A 22,096-nucleotide genomic window follows, 5' to 3' on the forward strand; every position below is an offset into this window, starting at 1 on the left:
CCACGGTATCCACAACTGTACGAACGTTGTAGTTTGGGAGCAATTCCCACCAGTGGGGTGTCATCCCAGTGCCCAGACACTGGGATCCAGCTTCTATGCAACTTAATTAAAAACGTTTGTTTTAGCGTAAGACAACTACCTTTAGCTCATCAGCTCAGTTATAAGCAAAATTTCTGGATTCCAGTGTCAAGCACTGGAATGACATCATCTGTTGTGCAATTTACCTTCAAAAATGAATGTTCATACAGCTATGGATTCATTCGCGGTATAGATTCCGCTAACGAGTAGCGGAATGACGGTTTTTCAAATTGTAGAGCCACTTTAGCTATAGAACTCAATTACATAAGCAAACCTTACTTATTTTACTATCCCTGTTTACTTCCTGTAAAAAACATGTTACTAATGTATTGTATTTTGTAGTAGAATGGAGGAAATTTTGGCAGTTCCAAAAAGAAAAAAGTCAAAGTCAAGGCGTAATATGCATCGTTCTCATCATGCTATTCAGCCTAAGAATATTGTGGTGTGTTCAACAACTGGGGAATTCATGTTGCCTCATAACGTAGCAGTTGATGGCAGTTACAAAGGAAAACGGGTTTTCATCAAGCAACAGGCAGAGTGACTATTATGATATGTTACCTACGGTCAATAATAATATAGTTATTGCACTTGACGCTATGGGGGGCGATTTTGCGCCTCTTTCCGTAATTCAGGGTGCTGGTTTTTTTTTAGACAACCTTGTTGACCCAGGCATTAAAGTTTTTTTTCATATTTATGGAGATAAGGAAGAAGTATCTCCTTTGCTTTCAAAATATAAAAAAGTCAGTAACAATTCTGAGTTTACTCATTGTTCTGACAATGTTCTTGCAAATGATAAGCCATCTTTTGCACTGAGGCATCGTAAAGACTCAAGTATGAAAGCTGCCATTGAGGCAGTAAAAAAAGGTAAAGCTTTCGGAGTGGTGTCTTCAGGCAACACCGGAGCATTGATGGCAATTTCCAGATTTATTTTAGGAACATTACCAAATATTTATCGTCCTGCTATTGTCTCTATCTGTCCAACTAAGACAAAAAGCTTCGCTTTGCTTGACCTTGGTGCAAATGTTGATTGTAATGCCGATTCGTTATTCCAATTTGCATTAATGGGTAGTATATTTGCAAAAATAGCATTAAAAATTGACAATCCTGAAGTTGCTTTGCTAAATATCGGTACAGAAGAAGTTAAAGGTAATGACTCAGTGCGCGGCGCTTTTGAGTTGCTTAAAAACGCTTCTGGCATTAATTTCAAAGGATATATAGAGGCAAGTGAATTTTTAGAGGGTAATATAGATGTGATTGTTGCTGATGGTTTTGTTGGCAATGTAATGCTCAAAACGGCTGAGGCAACCGCTAGTACCTTTATCAATCTAATAAAGCAGGAAGTATTCAACTCGTGGATAGCGAAAATGCTTGTTGGTATATTGTTAAAATCCAAACTAAATAAAGCATTAACGCGTTTTAATCCCCAAATTAGAAGTGGAGCTATGTTTTTAGGGCTGAATGGTATCATCATTAAAAGTCATGGAAATTCTGATGCTATTTCTTTTGCCCATGCCATAAAATTTGCAGTAAATGCAATTAGTGAAAATTTAAATCAAAAGATAATTAACGGGGTAAGTCATATTGAATAAAAGTTTCATATTAAGCACTGGATCTTACCTACCAAGAAAAATGTTGAGTAACAACGAAATTGCATCGATAGTTGAGACGAGCGATGAATGGATAAGGCAGAGAACAGGAATAGTTCAAAGGCATATAGCAGATGAAGGAGAGTTAACATCAGACTTAGCTGTAAATGCAGCAAGAAATGCTATAGAAAAAGCTAAAATTTCAGTAGATGAAATTGATTTAATCATAGTTGCCACAACAACGCCTGATAAAACTTTTCCTAGCTGTGCAACGATTATACAAAGTAAGTTAAAATGTAAAAACGCATTTGCTTTTGATGTACAAGCAGCATGCTCTGGTTTTATATATGCAGTTACAATCGCAGACTCGCTTATCAAATCTAACAATAGCATTAAATGTGCGCTCGTTATTGGCGCTGAAATAATGTCTAGGATTGTTGACTGGGAAGACAGATCAATTTGTGTACTCTTTGGTGATGGTGCTGGTGCAGTGATAATAAAATCAGAAATGGGTAGCAACGGCATCATATCAACAAACTTACACTCTGATGGCAATGTGGACATACTATGTACGAACGGAGGGATATCCTCAACTGGTGATTCTGGAAAAATATGCATGAATGGAAGAGAAGTGTTTAAACATGCAGTGGATAAATTAACAGCCTCAGTAGAGGAAACTCTGAAATGCAATAATTTGAAAATCACTGATATTGACTGGTTAATTCCCCATCAAGCAAACATTCGTATTATTGAAGCAGTAGTAAAGAAATTAGATTTTCCTATAGAGAAAGTGATTAATACCGTTGATAAGCATGCAAACACCTCAGCGGCATCAATTCCACTGGCCTTAGACTATGCAATACAAGAATCAAAAATAAAATCAGGAAATCTGGTACTGCTGATTTCAATAGGTGCAGGCCTGACCTGGGGTTCCGTGTTGCTGCGCTATTAAACTTCCTGCATTACCTCCTGTCACCCAACTCGTAGAACATCACAGGTTGCACCCATAAGGCACAGCCCATAACTGTACGAACATTGTGATTTGAGTCCACCAGATCCGAGTAGCCCTTCGTTGTCATCCGAGTAGCCCCTTTCTCGTCATCCCGCTACGTGTTAGCGGGATCTCATTTCACTTTATGAGGGTTGTCATCCCAGCACCTCTTTTCCCGTCATCCCGCTAACAAGCAGCGGGATGACGAGTTACTATACCGCTGCGAACCGTCATACCGCCGCGGTATCTCAAAGCCGCTAACAAGCAGCGGGATGACGGTTGTCAGGCCAGTGCCTCTACGATGTCATCCCAGTGCCCAGACACTGGGATCCAGGAAAGTTTGCTTGTAAACAAGCAAACTAGCATAGAAAAACGTTTTCGATGAGATTATATGGAAAACTGGATTCCAGTGTCAAGCACTGGAATGACACCATTTCCATGAATATTGCTCTTAATTTGTAACTAACCTAAGCCATAAATATTAAGAAATTTACCAAATGAAAAAAAAGGCAAAAGAAGCCCCGTGGTTATTATCCGCTTTAAAATATTGGCGTTTTTTATGTTTTAAACGCTTGACAAGCGAGATTAAGCTGCTTTTAATTACAACTAACCTACGCTGCAAATGTTTAAGAAATTTACCAAGCAGAAAAAAAGACAAAGAATCCCCGAGTTAGCTAGTCTTTTACTATCTTTGTCGAGTATTGGCATTTTTTGATGTCTTGTAACGCTTTGTAAGCGCGTTCAGCTTATTTAGATAAAAATCTAGATGTAGATGAAGTTTTGTAAAGACATACAGTATCTATATACTGCAAAAAATTGAACATAAGACGCCGATACATTAAGTAATCCTTACCTTTTAATCTGCAGATTGGCGAAAGCAAATACAATAGCTTCACTGTCATGATAAGGGGGCCGGCGAAGGGTGTCAAGCAAGTTTTTCTTTTCCATGGATTCCCTTTAAAGTTGAATATTGAAAATTGACTGGAGAGTTGTGGATTACTTTGTATATGTCATGACAAGCCATTGCGCTCTCGGCAAAACCACTTAATATTAACTTTAGTTTGCCTGAATAAGTAGCTATATCTCCGATTGCATATATTCTATCCCTACTGGTTTTTAAGGTAGCCGGATCAACAACTATGCGGCCATGTTCTAACTGTATACCCCAATTGTTTATTGGACCAAGATTCATTGACAGTCCAAAAAATGGCAGCAAAAAATCAGCGGATATTTCTTTTTCTTCCTTAGAGGCAATGTTTTTTACTATCACTGCGCTCAACTGCCCATTACCTCCTGCTAGTTCGTGTAATTGATATGGCACTACCAGTTCTATCTTTCCATCATTTTCAAGTGATTCTAATTTATTTCTAGTTTCAGGAGTGCAGCGAAATTCCTTTCTCCTATGTATCACATAAATTTTCTTTGCAACTTTAGAAAGTTCTACAGTCCAATCAGCTGCAGAATCACCCCCCCCTGCAATGACTATAGTTTTGTCCTGAAAATCGGAAATTTTATTTACACTATAAAATACAGATTTATTTTCATATTCTAATATACCACTTAAGGGTGGACGGTTAGATTCAAACATTCCGTTACCTGCAGCAACAATAATGGCTTTGCATTTTACCTCTGTACCTATGTTCGTTATGATAGTAAAGTTTTCACCTTCGTTATTTGAAATCTTTTCCACTTTTTGACTTAAATGGTAAACAGGCCCAAATGGTGAAGCTTGCTCCATTAGTCGCTCAATTAATTTTTGGGCAGTAATTACAGGATAACCAGGTATATCATATATTGGCTTTTCTGGGTAAAGAGCTGTGCATTGTCCTCCTGCTTGATCCAAAACATCTATTATATGACATCTCATATCAAGCATTCCCGCTTGAAAAGCAGTGAATATTCCAACAGGCCCTGCACCTATTATTACGATATCGGTTTCCATATTCAGATGGTGATCTATTTATAGATATTAGCTTTCTTTGCTAACAAGGTCAATTTACAAAGGGATGTATTTTTAAAAGATGTGGCTAGATTAGACAAGATTTCCAGCGTTATGAACCACATAGTCCAAATAAGCTCTAAAAATCAGCTAGCATAGCGAGATGCTGTGCGGACGGAATGGGATTCGAACCCATGGTACGCTCATCACGTACGTCAGTTTTCAAGACTGGTGCCTTAAACCGCTCGGCCATCCGTCCATTTCTTTTCTATCACAACATTTGATTTTAAGCAATCTATAAAAGCTTTACTTGCCCACGCAAAAGTTGCTAAATATACTGTTCAATATTTCCTCAACATTAATAATTCCAATCACCGCACCAAGTTCAAATGCAGCAAGCCTCAAGTCTTCAGATATCAACTCAATTGGATTATCGATATTAAAACGTTGTAAATGTTCCAGTGCCTTCTTCATGTGATTCCTATGTCTTTGCCGAGTAATCACAGGAGTGTCTCTATCATGCCCAAATTTCTCCTCTGCCTTCTCTTTTATGAGGGAGATCAACTTGTTTGTACCTATTCCCTTTAAAATAGAAATAGGTAGAAAATCTACATCGCCAACCAGTATATTTTTTTCACTAACTGCATTGTCAGCTTTGCTCAGAACATAAATGGTGTCATTTTGGTCTGATGTCATTCCAGTGCGTGACACTGGAATCCAGCTTATCTCATCATGAACATTGTTTTCAGCACATGTTTCTAGAATCCATTGTCTATTGCATAATTTGCAAGTATTTTTATATCTGGATCCCAGTGTCAAGCACTGGGATGACACCGTTTGTTGATTACAATATTTGCATAGTTGTGTGTCAAGCACTGGTACTACAGATGGTATATTGCCTGTGGCTTGATAATTGACATCGTGTCGTTGTTCAAAAGGAAATAGTTCTATTCTTAAATCAGCTTCAAAAGACCTCTTTTTCGCTCGACTTATACCTTCTGATTCTATTGGATCTGAACTCTCACGAATTCCAGCAGTATCAGAGAGAATGATTGGGTATCCACCAATGTCAATATGAGCTTCAAGTATATCTCTTGTTGTGCCTGCATATTCAGAAACAATAGCAATATCACGCTTGGCTAAGAAATTAAACAGAGTTGATTTACCGACATTTGGTTTACCAGTTATTACAACATGTAAACCCTCACGCAACCTTTCACCCCGTCTATTATCATTTAAATGCTCTTGTATCAACCGCACAAGAGCTCGCACTTCATTATTAATTTTTTCCAATTCATTTTTTTCTGTCCAAACATCCTCTGGAAAGTCTATATATGCTTCGATTTTGGATTGTATCGTTATTAATCTTTGCCTCCAATTGCTGTATAGTCTCTCCAATTCTCCTGATATCTGCTTAATCGCTTGTTTAGCTTGCATTTTCGTCTCAGCATCAATTAAGTCTGCAATCCCTTCTATTTGAGTTAAGTCAAATTTACCATTTAGAAAAGCCCTAAGTGAGAATTCTCCAGGCCTGGCCATAACGAAAATTTTTGATAATTCCTCCAAGATGATTTTTATAACTGCCTTGCTTCCATGCACTTGTAACTCTATAACGTCCTCGCCAGTGAAACTGTTTGGAGCAGGGAAATAGATGATTATTCCATTATCTATCAATTGACTGGAATCATCATATAGATCAACTAAAGTAGCAAATCTTGGTTTAATTTCTTTCTTAATATGAAAATGATTTAAAGCTTTAAGCGCGTAATTGCCTGAAATTCTGATTACTGCAACTCCTGACTTACCAAATACGGTCGACAAAGCGAAAATAGTTTCATTTGTGTTTGTCATTATTTATATAAACTACTTAGCAATATTACACTTAAGAAACCAAAATACCTAATTTGAAAATATTCAAAATTTTTATCTATCTTGCTAGTTTATATTAATGCAGTACTATCATACTAGGCTCTGTGGACAAAAAATATGAAAAGAGAGAAAAAGATGGTAGTTTAGCCTAATAGGTAAAAAATGGAGAAACTACCATATGCAATATTACATCAAAGAGGAAAATTGGAAACAAATTTTAGAGTTCATAAAAAGCGTAAAAGGAATGCACAGCAAAGATGAAAAACGTTTAAGAATATTCATAGAGGCAGTGTGGTACATAGTGCGAAGTGGTTGCCAATGGAGACTTTTACCAAAAACTTATGGTAATTACAGGAGTATACATAAGCGATTTAAAAGATGGTGTGAAAGAGATGTCTGGAAAAAATTGCTTGAATATACTAAACAAGAGCCTGATTTAGAAGTTGCTATAATCGACGGTACGATCATCCGAGCCCATCCATGTTCATCTGGATATACAAAAAACTCCAAGGATCAAGAAGCTTTAGGGAGGAGCAAAGGTGGCTTTACAACTAAAATACATGCGCTTGTCGATGCACTTGGAAATCCACTTAAATTTACTCTGACTCCTGGTCAAAGAAATGAAATTACGCAGGCACAAGTGTTGACCGAAAGTATCTATAACTCTACTGTAGTAGCTGACAAGGGCTACGATAGCAATGCCTTTGTTACAAGTCTTGAAGACAAGGGATGTACAGTAGTTATTCCGCCAAAACGGAATCGAAAAGTGCAAAGGTATTACGATGAGCATATCTACAAAGAACGTCATTTGATTGAGTGTTTTTTTGGTAAAATTAAAAATTTTAGGCGCATTTTTTCCAGATTTGATAAAACTGCTGAGGTTTTTATTGGTTTTCTCAATTTTGTTGGAGCTCTTGTATGGCTTCTCTAAAATTTTGTCCACAGAGCCTAGGCTCTGTGGATAAAAAATATGAAAAGAGAGAAAAAGATGGTAGTTTAGCCTAATAGGTAAAAAATGGAGAAACTACCATATGCAATATTACATCAAAGAGGAAAATTGGAAACAAATTTTAGAGTTCATAAAAAGCGTAAAAGGAATGCACAGCAAAGATGAAAAACGTTTAAGAATATTCATAGAGGCAGTGTGGTACATAGTGCGAAGTGGTTGCCAATGGAGACTTTTACCAAAAACTTATGGTAATTACAGGAGTATACATAAGCGATTTAAAAGATGGTGTGAAAGAGATGTCTGGAAAAAATTGCTTGAATATACTAAACAAGAGCCTGATTTAGAAGTTGCTATAATCGACGGTACGATCATCCGAGCCCATCCATGTTCATCTGGATATACAAAAAACTCCAAGGATCAAGAAGCTTTAGGGAGGAGCAAAGGTGGCTTTACAACTAAAATACATGCGCTTGTCGATGCACTTGGAAATCCACTTAAATTTACTCTGACTCCTGGTCAAAGAAATGAAATTACGCAGGCACAAGTGTTGACCGAAAGTATCTATAACTCTACTGTAGTAGCTGACAAGGGCTACGATAGCAATGCCTTTGTTACAAGTCTTGAAGACAAGGGATGTACAGTAGTTATTCCGCCAAAACGGAATCGAAAAGTGCAAAGGTATTACGATGAGCATATCTACAAAGAACGTCATTTAATTGAGTGTTTTTTTGGTAAAATTAAAAATTTTAGGCGCATTTTTTCCAGATTTGATAAAACTGCTGAGGTTTTTATTGGTTTTCTCAATTTTGTTGGAGCTCTTGTATGGCTTCTCTAAAATTTTGTCCACAGAGCCTAGTGAATGTATTATATAGAAAAGCTGTAAAAGTCACCCAGGTGAAAATATTTATTTTGAAAACTGATAATATGATTTATAATGACTGACACAAGTTTTAAATATTTTATGCTCAAGAAATTAGCTTGGTACTGGTCTTTTGTAGAGTTAATTAAAGGGTTTGTTATTACATTAAAATATATGTTTAAGCCAAAGGTTACTTTGAGGTATCCTATGGAGAAGGGCCCTTTAAGTCCAAGGTTTCGTGGTGAGCATGCGTTGCGTAGGTATCCAAACGGTGAAGAACGATGCATAGCTTGTAAATTATGTGAAGTTATCTGCCCTGCTCAAGCAATAGTTATTGAAGCAGAGGAAAGAGAAGACGGTAGTCGCCGCACCACGCGCTATGATATTGATATGACAAAATGCATATACTGCGGACTTTGCCAAGAGGCATGTCCAGTTGATGCAATTGTTGAAGGTCCTAACTTTGAATTTGCTACTGAAACAAGAGAGGAGCTAATGTACAATAAAGAAAAGTTATTGCGTAATGGTGAAGTTTGGGAAGACGCAATTGCACTCAGGTTAAAAAAGAATAGGCCTTATTATTAATGTTCAGAGCTTATAACCCTGTTATCCATTATGATTTAGGGGCAGTGCCCACTAGGGGTGGTGTCATCCCAGTAGCTGATACACAACTGTACGAACATTTGTTTGCGAGGGCAGTATGTTAAATGTTATAGCCTGTTTTGCCTCAAACACAAAGGTGTCATCCCAGTGCTTGACACTGGGATCCAGTAAAATTGATTGTGAACAAGCACACTATACAACATTTTCAATGAAATTACAAAAAAGCTGGATTCCAGTGTCAAGCACTGGAATGACACCATTTGCTGTGCAATTTACCTTCGAAAATGAATGTTCGTATGGCTATGTGCGTGACACTGGGATGACACCGTTGGAAGAAGCAAACCGCCTTCAAGCTACATGTCCGTATAGGTTTATTTATGGTTAGGATTACTTTTTCAACCGAACAAAAAGTAAAAGAATACAGTGGTAAAGTTACTGGTTTTGATATACTACAGCCGAATGTTTTAAAGGAAGCAGTTGCATTGAAAGTAAATGGTGAGTTATATGATCTCTCACGTGAAATTGAATCTGATACAGAGATAGAGGTAATACAACTGAGTGACGAAGCGGGTTTAGATATAATAAGGCATGATGCTGCTCACATAATGGCGCAGGCAGTGAAAGAGCTATTTCCTAATACTCAGATTACTATCGGCCCAACAATTCAGGACGGTTTTTACTATGATTTTGCTACAGATCGTACCTTCACTACGGATGATCTGGCTGCAATAGAAAAGAAAATGAAAGAGATTGTAAAAAGTAATCACAGATTTGTTCGAGAGGTTTGGACTCGTAAGCAAGCAGTTGATTTCTTTAGTGGTATAGGCGAAAAATACAAGGTTGATATTATCTCATCCATACCAGAGAGTGAAAACCTAACTGTTTATAGACAAGGCGATTTTGTAGACCTATGCCGTGGTCCGCACTCACCATCAACCGGTAGAGTTAAAGCGTTTAAACTTATGAAAGTAGCGGGTGCATACTGGCAAGGTGATGCAAAGGGCCCAATGTTGCAGCGAATATATGGCACAGCATGGAGAAATAAGGATGAATTAAACGCTTACCTTGAGTGCCTCAAAGAAGCAGAAAAACGTGATCACCGCAAAATTGCTAAGGATATGGATTTATTTCACATCCAAGAGGAAGCTGTTGGGCAGGTTTTTTGGCATGAACAAGGATATATTCTATATAATGTTCTTGAGTCTTACATCAGAAAGAAGCTAATAAATAATGGCTATTTTGAGGTAAAAACTCCTATTTTAGTAAGTAAAGAGCTGTGGGAAAGATCTGGACATTGGGATAAGTTTCGTGAAAATATGTTTATTGTTGACGAATCTGAGAATAAAAAGTTAGCAATAAAACCCATGAATTGTCCTTGTCATGTGCAGATTTTTAATTCTCACACCAGGAGCTACCGTGATTTACCAATACGTATGGCAGAGTTTGGCACATGCCATAGAAATGAAAGCTCAGGCTCATTGCACGGACTGATGCGAGTGCGTGGTTTTACGCAAGACGATGCACACATTTTTTGTATGGAAGAACAAGTGAATTCTGAGACTATAAAGTTTTGTGACCTTTTAAAAGAAGTATATTCAGAGCTTGGATTCAATGAAATTTTTGTGAAATTTTCAGACCGTCCAGATATTAGAGCAGGTAATGATGAAGTGTGGGATAGAGCTGAAAAAGCGCTGCTTGAAGCCGTTAAAGAAGCGGGCTTGAGTTATGAACTGAGCCCTGGTAAAGGTGCATTTTATGGTCCAAAGTTAGAGTTCGTTTTGAAAGACGCAATAGGCAGAAATTGGCAATGTGGAACATTACAAGTTGATTTCATTTTACCAGAACGTCTGGGAGCTTTTTATATAGGGGCAGATGGGCACAAGCATCACCCTGTCATGTTACATAGGGCAATTCTTGGGACTTTTGAGCGTTTTATCGGAATTTTGATAGAAAATTATGCAGGAAAATTTCCAGTTTGGCTTGCTCCAACGCAACTTGCTATTCTGACCATTACAAATGAAGCTGACGATTACGCCACAGAAATTAGCAATATTTTAAAAGAACAAGGTGTGAGAGTCAAGACTGATTTGACCAATGAAAAAATTAGTTATAAGATACGTTTGCATAGTTCAAACAAGGTTCCTATATTGTGGATTGTAGGCAAAAATGAAGTTACAAGTAAAACTGTGTCAGTAAGAAATTTAGGATCGGAAAGACAGGAGTCTTTTTCTTTGGAGAAGGCTATTGAATTGTTGTTAAAAAGTATTAATTTGAATTAAGGGAGTTAAAGTTTGCAAGTTAAAAAGAACAATAAAAACAGAATTAATGGATTCATCACAGCTAAGGAGGTACGCTTAGTTGATCATAGTGGTGAAATGGTCGGAATCGTGCTAATAGAACGAGCTTTGGAGCTTGCACAGGGTGTTGGTTTAGACTTGGTAGAAATTGCACCTGATTCAACCCCTCCAGTATGTAAAATTCTGGATTATAGCAAACAAAAGTATGATATAAAAAAGAAAGCAAGTGAAGCAAAAAAGAAACAAAAAACATTAACTATAAAAGAAATTAAACTGGGTCCCAATATTGGTGATCACGATTACGGAACAAAATTGCGTCAAGCAAGAGACTTACTTGCCCACGGACATAAAATTAAAGTCACAATGAGATTTAGAGGGAGAGAGCTTATAAACACTGAAGTTGGACTGGAAAAATTAGAACGGCTAATTCGAGACACTGAAGATATTGCAAAGGTAGAATTGGCACCTAAAAGAGAAGGGAATCAATATTTTTTAGCTCTGGTTGCTAAGTAGCAAAACGGCTTAAGAAGTATAAGTAAAGTTAAACTATCGCTCTCTCTTTGATAACATGGCGAAAATGTCTTATTAATCCTTGAATCGGCCAAGCTGCAGCATCGCCAAGCGCGCAAATTGTATGTCCTTCTATTTGAGTTGTAAGGTCAAGCAGCTTATCTATTTCATCAGGCTTAATATCTCCTGCCACCATCCTCTTCATAATCCTCCACATCCATCCAGTACCTTCACGGCATGGTGTGCATTGTCCACAGGACTCATGCATATAAAAGTGTGATAACCTCTCTATTGCAGCTATTATATCAGTTGATTTATCCATCACTATTACAGCAGCAGTACCAAGCCCTGATTGTGCAGTTCTTAATGAATCAAAATCCATTTCAATAGTATCACATATAGATTTTGGAATTAATGGCACTGAAGACCCACCAGGTATTACAGCAAGTAAATTATCCCAACCTCCTTGCACTCCACCTGCGTATTTTTCAATTAATTCACGTAATGGAATTCCGAGCTCTTCTTCAACATTACACGGGTTGTTTACGTGCCCTGAAATACAAAAGACCTTGGTACCAGTATTATTTGGTTTACCAAGAGATGCAAACCATTCTCCTCCGCGATTCAGAATATCTGGAACCATGGCTATAGTTTCAACGTTGTTTATTGTGGTTGGGCAGCCAAAAAGTCCAACACCTGCGGGAAATGGAGGCTTCATGCGAGGAAAGCCCTTTTTTCCTTCAATTGATTCAAGTTGAGCTGTTTCTTCTCCACATATGTAAGCTCCTGCACCCCTATGGATAAACACATCAAGATCATAACCTGATTTGCAGGCATTTTTTCCAATTAAGTTTTCTTTATAGGCTTCCTCAAGTGCTTTTTTTAGAACTAAATATTCATTATAAAATTCACCCCTGATATAAATATACGCAACTGATGCGCTGATCGCTCTGCTGGCCAGGAGAATTCCCTCAAGTAACTTATGTGGCTCATATCGCAATATATCTCTATCTTTACATGTACCAGGTTCTGACTCATCTGCATTGACTACTAAATATGCTTTTGGGAGATTTTTGGGCATAAAGCTCCACTTAAGGCCGGTGGAAAATCCTGCACCCCCTCGACCTCTCAAACCAGATTTCTTTACTTCATCAATGATCTTTTCTGATCCTAAATCCAGTAACTCCTTTGTTTTTTGCCAGCTACCACGTTTTTTTGCACCCTCAAGTAGTGGAGTTCCTTTACCATTTAGGTTGGTGAATATTTTGTCTTGTTCTTTTAGCATGTTTTTCAAAATTTGTGAGTGATCCCGACGCGATTCGAACGCGTGACCCACTGATTAAAAGTCAGTTGCTCTACCGGCTGAGCTACGGGATCATTTCATTTTTCAGCTATACTAAACATCAATACAGTTTTTATCCGTTTTAATCAAACTAAAATTTTCATGTGTGGTTAAATAAATTATATAATATACTGCGTTAGTGATAATTTAGTTAAAAAATTTTTAAAGGAAAACTTCTTGTTAATTTTCAGTTCACAGATTTATTTGGATGGTGTGACGTATAACGCTAAGGAGACAAAAAAATAGAGAAGTGTGTACACCCTGCAGAATTTGTACACTATTTAGCAATAGCCTAATAGATAAATATTTCTTGCATTTCAGCCTGAGTGATTTATGCTTTAAGCAAGAATTACCTGGGGGTATAGCTCAGCTGGTAGAGCATCTGTTTTGCACGCAGAAGGTCAGCGGTTCGATCCCGCTTGCCTCCACCAGTCTATACAGCTCTAGCCGCCACAAAACCTGTCAAAGCAGCTTATTTTAATCTATGAGGATTTTATACTACTTCCCTGAAAATCTCTATTTCTTTTCGTAACTTTTCTCTACACAAGTAATGTTGGTTATTACAATTGTAATATATACCAATTTAACAATAAATTAATCAATAAATGTTAGGCTCTGTGGACAAAATTTTAGAGAAGCCATACAAGAGCTCCAACAAAATTGAGAAAACCAATAAAAACCTCAGCAGTTTTATCAAATCTGGAAAAAATGCGCCTAAAATTTTTAATTTTACCAAAAAAACACTCAATCAAATGACGTTCTTTGTAGATATGCTCATCGTAATACCTTTGCACTTTTCGATTCCGTTTTGGCGGAATAACTACTGTACATCCCTTGTCTTCAAGACTTGTAACAAAGGCATTGCTATCATAGCCCTTGTCAGCTACTACAGTAGAGTTATAGATACTTTCGGTCAACACTTGTGCCTGCGTAATTTCATTTCTTTGACCAGGAGTCAGAGTAAATTTAAGTGGATTTCCAAGTGCATCGACAAGCGCATGTATTTTAGTTGTAAAGCCACCTTTGCTCCTCCCTAAAGCTTCTTGATCCTTGGAGTTTTTTGTATATCCAGATGAACATGGATGGGCTCGGATGATCGTACCGTCGATTATAGCAACTTCTAAATCAGGCTCTTGTTTAGTATATTCAAGCAATTTTTTCCAGACATCTCTTTCACACCATCTTTTAAATCGCTTATGTATACTCCTGTAATTACCATAAGTTTTTGGTAAAAGTCTCCATTGGCAACCACTTCGCACTATGTACCACACTGCCTCTATGAATATTCTTAAACGTTTTTCATCTTTGCTGTGCATTCCTTTTACGCTTTTTATGAACTCTAAAATTTGTTTCCAATTTTCCTCTTTGATGTAATATTGCATATGGTAGTTTCTCCATTTTTTACCTATTAGGCTAAACTACCATCTTTTTCTCTCTTTTCATATTTTTTGTCCACAGAGCCTAGGTTAAGGAATCTATTTTAAAACTTTCGGCATATAGTTCTCATCATGTTTTGCAAACACCGTATCTGCAAGAAAGGTACTATTATCAAACATTTTACCTTGCACAACAATACCACTTTTTTCTGAAAACATTGGTGGAAGTATCCCTTGATATTTCACCATAACGCTTTTGTTAAAATCTGTCATTTGAAAAATCACTTCACTTTCGCTCCGTATCACGCTATTTTCAACAACCATTCCACCAACACGGATTGGCTTTTGATTATTTGGCAAGACTATGGCTTCACTTACTGTATAGAAAAATGAGATATTTTCTTTGAGCGTTGTTAAAATAAAAAAGACTATGCAGCTTAAAAAGCAGAAAATTCCTGAAGTTATAAGTAATCGCTTATGTTTCTTCTTCATTATTATCTTTTAGGCTTTCTAGAATTTTTTTACTTTTAATATAGCAAGAAATGGTAAAAATCAGTTCTCCGGTAATCAACGTAAAACTAATAAGGTAAGCAAAAATTACATATGTATTCATAATGCATTATCAATAAATAACTCACCTGCATCAAAATAAATTAAGCTTTCATCTTTTTGCTGCAACACCAATTTACCACTTTTATCTATATCAGCAAAAATTCCTTCATACAATTTGTCAGCTAACTTTACACTGATTTGCTCATTCATCTTGAATGCTTTTTTTAACCACATTTTTCTTATAGCATAAAACCCATCAAATAGCCATTGCTTTCTTAGCTTATTAAAGTTTATTATTAATTCTTTTAACAGGTCTGTATTAGACACAGACTCACCGTAATTGCTAATGCACGTTGTTCCTGGAAGTGGTGCATGATTGACATTAATTCCAATTCCTATAATGAGCCAATTCGAATTGGATCTTTTTTCAAGCAATATTCCACTGATTTTTTTACTATCAACTAAGACATCATTTGGCCATTTGTATTGAACGTTACTATCAGCTATAAGTGACAGTAATGTGTTGCCAACAGCAAGGGCAGTAACAAAAGTCAATTCTGTTAATTTGCTAACATCCGCAATTTTATTCACCAAACCCTTCTCTGTCATCCCAATGCCCTCTGATGTCATCCCAGTGCTTGACACTGGGATCCATTCTTCTTTTTTTCTAGATTCCAGCGTCACGCGCTGGAATGACACCGAAAGCTGGCTTTCATTCAGATAATCGTTAAAGAGGTTTATCACCAAACTCGCATAAAAATTACCCTCTGGAGAAATCCAGTTTTTTCCAGTGCGCCCTCTACCCTCTGTTTGTTTGTCGGCAATAATAATAGTTTCATTAGATATTCCTCTCCCAATTAAATCCAACGCTTCTTTATTAGTGCTTGAAACTTCTTTGTAATGATGAATACGAAAGCCCTCAGGGGTCACTTTGTCAGCCCTTTAGTTCAATGAGTGAGTAAAACGTACAAGAAAAGAACGAGGTTAATCAGTGAAGCCACCGAAGTGATAATGAATAGGCCCTTAGAATAAGCAACCTTATTACCACTAGCTTTATCAAAATACATAACTTTCATGATATTTAAATAATAGTAGCATGATATCACACTTGCTATTACAAGAATCAAGGACAGGCTGATAAAGCCAGAATTTATTAAACTTTTGAATATAAAAAATTTAGCGATAAAACCCGCAAGTGGAGGTATTCCCGACATCGAGAGTAACAGCACAGAAAGATGAAATGCTACAATTGGGCGTTTCTTCCCTATACCAGATAAATTTGCAATATCACAATCGTCATCGTCAATTTGTACGAGATATGAGAATAGCCCTATGCTTGTGATGATATATATCACCAGATACATTAAAGCACTATCTGTTCCTGCTTGTGTAAAAATAGAAAGTGAAGCAAATATAAAACCAATGTGACCAATTGAACTGTAAGCAAGCAGCCTTTTTAAGTTTTGCTGACGCAAGGCCCCAAAAGCTGAGATAAGCACAGACAATGCTGAAACGTATAAGAAAATAGGCTGAACATAACTTTTTACATTTACTAACTCTTCATTCATCAATCGAATTAAAAATGTTACAAGTGCAGCTTTTGGGGCCGTAGAAAAAAACGCAGTTACTATGGTAGGTGCACCTTGATAGACATCTGGAGCCCACATATGAAAAGGAGCAATAGCAAGCTTGAAACACAAACCAATAAGGATAAAAACTAACCCAAAAACTATTCCATAAGTTATCTGATGGCTTTGCAAGAATGAACCGAGCTCAGAGAAATTGACTTGTCCTGTATATCCATAAAGTAGCGACATTCCATATAGCATAATGCAGGAAGATAATGCACTGAGTGTAAAATATTTCACTCCTGCTTCACATGAATAAGCTGAATCTTTATTAAAGCTCGCAAGAACATATAAAGATATACTCATCAACTCAAAAGCTAAGTAAAAAGAAATCAGACTATTTGCTGAAACCAAAGTTATCATGCCAAACAGTGCAAAAAGAATCAGTATTGAAAATTCATATTTATAGTCATATTTTGATAAATTCAGCATCAAAAGTATTAAAATTCCTGTGCTGAGAATTAACCCTTGGGCTGACCTGATGTATAAATTGAGTTTTAACAACGAATTAAAGAGAAAAATTTCATTGTTTTTTGCCGAAAGAATTAAAATAATCAAGGTTACCACTGTGCAGCCAAGTGCTAGTAAATTGATAGTGCGGCGGTTAAATATAATCCCAAGCAGCAGCAACACTAACGAGGAGATAATAGAGAACGTTTCCGGCAATATCTGTATATAGTTCATAGCGCATTATATTTGACTAACAAATTTGCCATGCATGGCTTCAAATAATTCAGTGCAAGGGTTGGGTAGAATCCAAGCAAAATAACAAACACTGCAAGCAGAATTAAGACAGAAAATTCTATGCTATCCAAGCGGTTATTTAATAATTTAGAATAGCTAACCCCCCATATTATTTGCTTACATAAATTCAGCATATAAACTGCGCTTAAAATAGTGCCAAGTGCGATAAATCCTGTAAAAAACCCTATGCTCTTAAACATTCCAATCATAGCCAAAAACTCACCTACGAACCCAGATGTTCCAGGTAGCCCTATTGAAGCCATTGAAAATAAAATGAACATAAAACCAAATTTTGGCATTGTGTTTACTATGCCAAAATATTTTGCAATCTCCAAAGTCCCAGTTCGAGTATATAGCATTCCAACACATAAAAATAAAGCAGCAGAAATAAGGCCATGACTAATCATTTGAAATATGCTACCCAGTACTCCTTCCTCACAAAATGAAAAGAGGCCAGCGGTAACGATCCCCATATGTGCTATTGAAGAATAAGCTATTAACTTCTTTATATCATCTTGAGCAAACGCAACTAGCGAAGCATATATCACCGCAATAATGCTCAGCACAACAACGAAATTTGAAAAATACAAACTTGCCTGAGGAAGCATTGGAATAGAAAACCTTAAAAATCCATATCCCCCCATTTTAATAAGCAAGCCAGCTAAAATCACAGATCCAGAAGTTGGTGATTGCACATGTGCATCAGGAAGCCAAGTGTGAAATGGAAACATCGGTACTTTTACTGCAAAAGAAATAAAAAATGCAATCCACAGCAATGACTGCACTTCAAGATCAAGGTTTGGCACTAATGTAGCTAATTTTTGTATATTAAACGTCCCAAAAGTGCTATAGATGTACACCAATCCAAGTAGAAATAATAATGAGCCAGTTAATGTATAAAGAAACAACTTAAACGTTGCATATACCCTGTGTTTTCCTCCCCAAATGCCAATAATAAAGAACATTGGTATTAAAACAGCTTCAAAAAACACATAAAAGCTTATAGCATTCAGTGAAACGAAAAAACCGACTACAAAACTCTCAAGCAGTAGAAATAATGCCATATATGGCCTAAGGGTTGTATAACTCATTTTGCAGTTGTAGAGTATACAAATTACAAACAAGAAAGTTGTAAGCAGAAGGAAAAGCAACGATATACCATCTATCCCTATTCCAACATTTCTAATTGGGTAGCTGACAAACTGAAAGTCCGCATCGTTATAATCAAATTCTATACAAACTACAATGCTAAGCAAAAATGGAAGTACAGCAAAAAATAGAGCAAGGAATCTTAAGTGTATAGATTGATGATTAATCCTGATTAAGGATAAAATCAACGCTCCTATCAGTGGAAGCAAAAATATACTAAGTAACAACACCTTCTATTTAATTCCAATAATATATAAAGCACCGATTATTAAAGTAACAAACATAATAAATGCATAATCAAATATATAACCAGTTTGTAACTTTATAGAACTTTTTGAACATTCATTAACCAACCTTACAACACCATTTGGCCCAAATGAATCAATAGCCTTAACATCAAACTTCCATAGAAGCCTAGATATAAACCTTATCGGTGCAATTATAACAAACTCATACACCTCATCAAAGTACCATTTATTCTGCAAAAACTTAAGTAAAAATTTACTCTTAATTTGCCTAATTACTTGATATTGGTAAATTAGGTACGCAAGTGCTATTCCACTTAGGCTTGCTAAGGTTGGCAGTAGTTTTATAAAGAAATTATGAACTCCATGCTCATCAATCATCACTAAACTTGATTTCCAAAACGCATTACTAGTTATGTTCAAAATATTTGCTCCCCATATTCCAGAAAATACTGATCCAAAAGCAAGTATCAGTAATGGTATAAGCATAATCTTTGGTGCCTCATGTATATTAATTTTACTTTGTTTTTGGCTATGGAACACAAGAAGCAATAACCTCCAAGAGTAAAACGCTGTGAAGAATGCAACAACTAAGCTTATTACAAAAGCAAAGCTATCCGTGCTATAAGCATGTTCAATTATCAAATCCTTTGAGTAAAAACCTGCAAATGGAAATATTCCAGAAAGCGCAAGAGACCCAATCCACATGAGAGTGTAAGTGCAAGGGATTTTCTTCCAGCAATTTCCCATTTTCTGAATGTTTTGCTCATGATGCATTGCATGAATCACATTGCCAGCACCAAGAAATAGTAGAGCTTTAAAAAAAGCGTGTGTCATTAAATGAAAAATAGCAACATTGTAAGCAGAAAGCCCACATGCCATGAACATATAACCAAGTTGACTGCAGGTTGAATAAGCAATTATTTTCTTTATATCGTTCTGAGTAATCGCAACGGTGGCTGCAAAAAAAGCAGTAAGTGCACCAACGATAACTATTAATTCTCGTGCCACATTTGATAACTCAAACAATGGAGAACACTTTGCTACTAAAAATATACCTGCTGTTACCATCGTTGCTGCGTGAATGAGTGCAGAAACAGGAGTTGGCCCTTCCATTGCATCTGGTAACCAAACATGTAGGCCAAGTTGCGCGGATTTTCCCATACAGCCAATAAAAAGTAATATGCATATTATATGCATTATTTTAAATTCACAGCAGAACACACGAATGTTTTGAGTGCCAAGAAAATCAGTTGTATCAAATATATATGCAAATTCTAGAGAATTAAATGTATAATAAATAAGAAAGATTCCAATCAATAGTGCAAAGTCCCCTACCCTATTCACAACAAATGCTTTGAGTGCTGCATTATTGGCAGAATATTTTTGAAACCAAAATCCTATGAGTAAATAAGAACATAGGCCAACCCCTTCCCAGCCAAAAAAAAGCTGCACGAAATTATCGCTTACAACCAGCACAATCATGCAAAACGTAAATAGCGATAGGTAAGAAAAAAACCTCGACTTCCCTTTATCATGCTCCATATAACCGATAGAATAGAGGTGGACTACTAGTGAAACGGTGGTAATAACAATAAGCATTAAGGATGAGAGAGCATCCACACTAATTGCCCAATTTACTTTTAATACACTTAATGAAAACAAAGGAAATAAACTCAAGTGATAATTTTCAGAGAAGGTGAGAAAAACATACCAAGATAAAACTGCAGATATTCCAATCCCTGCCGTTGTAACTAACTGACTTTTTCTAAAAAGTGTTGCAAATAGCGAACCAAAAAGTGGCAAAAATACTATTAATTTCAGTATATCCATCATACTTTCATTCTTTCATTAAATTTGCTTGTTCAACATCTATATTGCCACGGCTTCTATAATATACAACCAATATTGCAAGCCCAACTCCTGACTCTGCTGCCGCAACAGTCAACACAAACATCACAAAAATTTGCCCAACTATATCATTCATAAAGGCAGAAAAAGCAACTAAGTTGATATTAATTGCCAGCAATAATATTTCTATTGATAACAATATATTGATTATGCTCTTACGGTTGATGAAAATACCGCACACTCCAATAGTGAACAAAACAGCAGCAACTATCAAAAAGTGATTTAATCCTATTTCCATTCTACTCCTTTTCCAAATTTAGCCTTAATCAATTTTACAGATGAAGATTGTGTCAATTGCTTTAATACATTCTGTTTTTTAACTCCTTTTTTCTTGTCCTGCAAAGTAAGAGCAATTGCACCGACAATTGCAACAAGCAGCAGAATACCAGAAAGATGAAAAGCGTACATGTAGTCGGTATACAGCAAATTACCAATAGCTTTCACATTATTGGTATTATAGTTTATAACATTGCTTATATTCGGTGCTGAGCTGCGGATTACAAAGCTGATGACTAGAAAAAACACAACACACAACATAGCACCAAGAGTGCAATGCTTTGCAAAACCCTGGCGCAACCTTATGTAGTCAATATCGAGCATCATAACTACAAAGAGGAACAACACTGCAACTGCACCGATGTATACTATCAGCACCATCATAGCGATGAATTCAGCTCCAAGGAGAATAAAAAGAACTGCAGAATTAACGAAGGTAAAAATTAAAAATAATACTGCATGCACAGGATTTCTTACGCTAATTACACAAACAGCAGATAAAATGCTAAGAATTGCAAAAAAATAAAAGAAAAAAGGCATCGATACTTTAACTGCAACAATAGTTACTAATTTAAAGTAACTATCGTGGTAAAGTCAATATTATATTAAACGTTTGAAAACATTGTACTACAAAGCTCCAGCTCCATTTTAAATTATTATACAGAGCGCTCTCTAAGTGCTTAATCAATACACTAAATCCTTAATTTATCCTTGACTATTTTAATTTATCAATATATAATATGTGTATGTTAGTAATTAATGGCGGCTCAAAATGTACAACATATTTGGTTATTTCAAAAGCAACAATAGTTCTAACGCACAAAGTAGCAGACTAGATGGAGAAAGTTATCAATATACCACAAGAGACTATATGACAATTTACTTTAATAACACACTAGGCTCTGTGGACAAAAAATATGAAAAGAGAGAAAAAGATGGTAGTTTAGCCTAATAGGTAAAAAATGGAGAAACTACCATATGCAATATTACATCAAAGAGGAAAATTGGAAACAAATTTTAGAGTTCATAAAAAGCGTAAAAGGAATGCACAGCAAAGATGAAAAACGTTTAAGAATATTCATAGAGGCAGTGTGGTACATAAGACCTGCTGCAAAAGGTGATTGAAAAAATGATGTGAGAGGGGTAGAAGAAGAATAAGCAGATCAAGTAAGGAAAAAAAATGAGCTTTAGT

The 22,096-nt window shown here is 36.3% G+C and carries 21 protein-coding genes and 3 tRNA genes; 10 read left to right on the forward strand and 14 right to left on the reverse strand.

From position 1 onward, the window contains the following. Positions 1 to 436: 436 nt before the first annotated feature. The 3 genes from rpmF to OPR60_RS02525 are packed head-to-tail and all read left to right on the forward strand — an operon-like array spanning position 437 to position 2,616. A complete protein-coding gene (gene rpmF / locus OPR60_RS02515; RefSeq protein ID WP_065094662.1) occupies positions 437 to 619 on the forward strand; it encodes a 50S ribosomal protein L32 in 183 nt (60 codons plus the stop codon). A 10-nt stretch (positions 620 to 629) separates the two neighbouring features. Continuing rightward, a complete protein-coding gene (gene plsX / locus OPR60_RS02520) occupies positions 630 to 1,667 on the forward strand; it encodes a phosphate acyltransferase PlsX (protein WP_065094651.1) in 1,038 nt (345 codons plus the stop codon). Further along, complete coding sequence (locus OPR60_RS02525; RefSeq protein ID WP_265039953.1) at positions 1,660 to 2,616, forward strand: beta-ketoacyl-ACP synthase III; 957 nt, start codon at positions 1,660 to 1,662, stop codon at positions 2,614 to 2,616. Before plsX ends, OPR60_RS02525 begins: the two co-directional genes overlap by 8 nt. 964 nt (positions 2,617 to 3,580) lie before the next feature. Here OPR60_RS02525 and OPR60_RS02530 read toward each other — a convergent pair. From OPR60_RS02530 to mnmE, 3 genes are all read right to left on the reverse strand, one after another. Beyond that, positions 3,581 to 4,597, reverse strand: a complete 1,017-nt coding sequence (locus OPR60_RS02530) for an NAD(P)/FAD-dependent oxidoreductase (RefSeq protein ID WP_265039955.1) — start codon at positions 4,595 to 4,597, stop codon at positions 3,581 to 3,583. A gap of 168 nt (positions 4,598 to 4,765) precedes the next feature. After that, positions 4,766 to 4,853, reverse strand: a tRNA-Ser gene (locus OPR60_RS02535). A gap of 47 nt (positions 4,854 to 4,900) precedes the next feature. Beyond that, positions 4,901 to 6,445 carry a tRNA uridine-5-carboxymethylaminomethyl(34) synthesis GTPase MnmE gene (gene mnmE, locus OPR60_RS02540; RefSeq protein ID WP_265039957.1) on the reverse strand — a complete coding sequence of 515 codons (1,545 nt, stop codon included), beginning with the start codon at positions 6,443 to 6,445 and terminating at the stop codon, positions 4,901 to 4,903. 196 nt (positions 6,446 to 6,641) lie between these two features. On the opposite strand from mnmE, the gene OPR60_RS02545 reads away from it, so the two are divergent. From OPR60_RS02545 to infC, 5 genes are all read left to right on the forward strand, one after another. Continuing rightward, positions 6,642 to 7,394 carry an IS5 family transposase gene (locus OPR60_RS02545; RefSeq protein WP_265039632.1) on the forward strand — a complete coding sequence of 251 codons (753 nt, stop codon included), beginning with the start codon at positions 6,642 to 6,644 and terminating at the stop codon, positions 7,392 to 7,394. Positions 7,395 to 7,494: 100 nt separating this feature from the next. Then, on the forward strand, positions 7,495 to 8,247 hold the full coding sequence (locus tag OPR60_RS02550; RefSeq protein ID WP_265039632.1) for an IS5 family transposase: 753 nt from the start codon (positions 7,495 to 7,497) through the stop codon (positions 8,245 to 8,247). A 126-nt stretch (positions 8,248 to 8,373) separates the two neighbouring features. After that, the gene (gene nuoI, locus OPR60_RS02555) at positions 8,374 to 8,856 is read left to right on the forward strand and encodes an NADH-quinone oxidoreductase subunit NuoI (protein ID WP_038199316.1); all 483 of its coding nucleotides are present in this window, start codon (positions 8,374 to 8,376) and stop codon (positions 8,854 to 8,856) included. A gap of 395 nt (positions 8,857 to 9,251) precedes the next feature. Further along, a complete protein-coding gene (gene thrS / locus OPR60_RS02560) occupies positions 9,252 to 11,153 on the forward strand; it encodes a threonine--tRNA ligase (protein WP_065094375.1) in 1,902 nt (633 codons plus the stop codon). A gap of 12 nt (positions 11,154 to 11,165) precedes the next feature. Further along, positions 11,166 to 11,684: a translation initiation factor IF-3 gene (gene infC / locus OPR60_RS02565; protein ID WP_065094376.1), complete on the forward strand. Its 519-nt coding sequence runs from the start codon at positions 11,166 to 11,168 to the stop codon at positions 11,682 to 11,684. A 28-nt stretch (positions 11,685 to 11,712) separates the two neighbouring features. On the opposite strand, the gene nuoF is transcribed toward infC, so the two are convergent. Continuing rightward, positions 11,713 to 12,966 carry an NADH-quinone oxidoreductase subunit NuoF gene (nuoF, locus tag OPR60_RS02570; protein ID WP_065094377.1) on the reverse strand — a complete coding sequence of 418 codons (1,254 nt, stop codon included), beginning with the start codon at positions 12,964 to 12,966 and terminating at the stop codon, positions 11,713 to 11,715. Between the two features lie 19 nt (positions 12,967 to 12,985). Further along, positions 12,986 to 13,058: transfer RNA gene (locus OPR60_RS02575), tRNA-Lys, on the reverse strand. A 320-nt stretch (positions 13,059 to 13,378) separates the two neighbouring features. Here OPR60_RS02575 and OPR60_RS02580 point away from each other — a divergent pair. Next, positions 13,379 to 13,454, forward strand: a tRNA-Ala gene (locus OPR60_RS02580). 198 nt (positions 13,455 to 13,652) lie between these two features. On the opposite strand, the gene OPR60_RS02585 is transcribed toward OPR60_RS02580, so the two are convergent. The 9 genes from OPR60_RS02585 to OPR60_RS02620 all read right to left on the reverse strand — a co-directional run bounded on the left by OPR60_RS02585 (position 13,653) and on the right by OPR60_RS02620 (position 21,444). Beyond that, positions 13,653 to 14,405, reverse strand: a complete 753-nt coding sequence (locus tag OPR60_RS02585) for an IS5 family transposase (protein WP_265039632.1) — start codon at positions 14,403 to 14,405, stop codon at positions 13,653 to 13,655. Positions 14,406 to 14,498: 93 nt separating this feature from the next. Continuing rightward, the gene (gene ccmE, locus OPR60_RS02590) at positions 14,499 to 14,891 is read right to left on the reverse strand and encodes a cytochrome c maturation protein CcmE (protein ID WP_065094381.1); all 393 of its coding nucleotides are present in this window, start codon (positions 14,889 to 14,891) and stop codon (positions 14,499 to 14,501) included. After that, complete coding sequence (locus tag OPR60_RS07010) at positions 14,875 to 15,012, reverse strand: CcmD-like small membrane protein (protein WP_167482792.1); 138 nt, start codon at positions 15,010 to 15,012, stop codon at positions 14,875 to 14,877. Before OPR60_RS07010 ends, ccmE begins: the two co-directional genes overlap by 17 nt. Beyond that, on the reverse strand, positions 15,009 to 15,881 hold the full coding sequence (locus OPR60_RS02595; RefSeq protein WP_265039961.1) for a biotin--[acetyl-CoA-carboxylase] ligase: 873 nt from the start codon (positions 15,879 to 15,881) through the stop codon (positions 15,009 to 15,011). The genes OPR60_RS07010 and OPR60_RS02595 overlap by 4 nt, the downstream gene beginning before the upstream one ends. A 17-nt stretch (positions 15,882 to 15,898) precedes the next feature. Continuing rightward, the gene (locus OPR60_RS02600; RefSeq protein ID WP_065094383.1) at positions 15,899 to 17,263 is read right to left on the reverse strand and encodes an NADH-quinone oxidoreductase subunit N; all 1,365 of its coding nucleotides are present in this window, start codon (positions 17,261 to 17,263) and stop codon (positions 15,899 to 15,901) included. Continuing rightward, positions 17,260 to 18,702 (reverse strand): complex I subunit 4 family protein, encoded by a 1,443-nt coding sequence (locus OPR60_RS02605; protein WP_265039963.1) that lies wholly within the window; start codon positions 18,700 to 18,702, stop codon positions 17,260 to 17,262. Before OPR60_RS02605 ends, OPR60_RS02600 begins: the two co-directional genes overlap by 4 nt. Before the next feature lie 3 nt (positions 18,703 to 18,705). Next, positions 18,706 to 20,553: an NADH-quinone oxidoreductase subunit L gene (nuoL, locus tag OPR60_RS02610; RefSeq protein WP_065094385.1), complete on the reverse strand. Its 1,848-nt coding sequence runs from the start codon at positions 20,551 to 20,553 to the stop codon at positions 18,706 to 18,708. 4 nt (positions 20,554 to 20,557) lie between these two features. Further along, positions 20,558 to 20,866: an NADH-quinone oxidoreductase subunit NuoK gene (gene nuoK, locus OPR60_RS02615; protein WP_006012916.1), complete on the reverse strand. Its 309-nt coding sequence runs from the start codon at positions 20,864 to 20,866 to the stop codon at positions 20,558 to 20,560. Further along, positions 20,857 to 21,444, reverse strand: coding sequence for an NADH-quinone oxidoreductase subunit J (locus OPR60_RS02620; RefSeq protein ID WP_065094386.1), 588 nt, complete (start codon positions 21,442 to 21,444; stop codon positions 20,857 to 20,859). The genes nuoK and OPR60_RS02620 overlap by 10 nt, the downstream gene beginning before the upstream one ends. 438 nt (positions 21,445 to 21,882) lie before the next feature. On the opposite strand from OPR60_RS02620, the gene OPR60_RS02625 reads away from it, so the two are divergent. Then, positions 21,883 to 22,029: a hypothetical protein gene (locus OPR60_RS02625; protein WP_265039964.1), complete on the forward strand. Its 147-nt coding sequence runs from the start codon at positions 21,883 to 21,885 to the stop codon at positions 22,027 to 22,029. Positions 22,030 to 22,096: the final 67 nt, after the last annotated feature.

Source organism: Wolbachia endosymbiont (group A) of Trypoxylon clavicerum (genome assembly GCF_947251665.1).
Lineage (GTDB): Bacteria > Pseudomonadota > Alphaproteobacteria > Rickettsiales > Anaplasmataceae > Wolbachia > Wolbachia pipientis.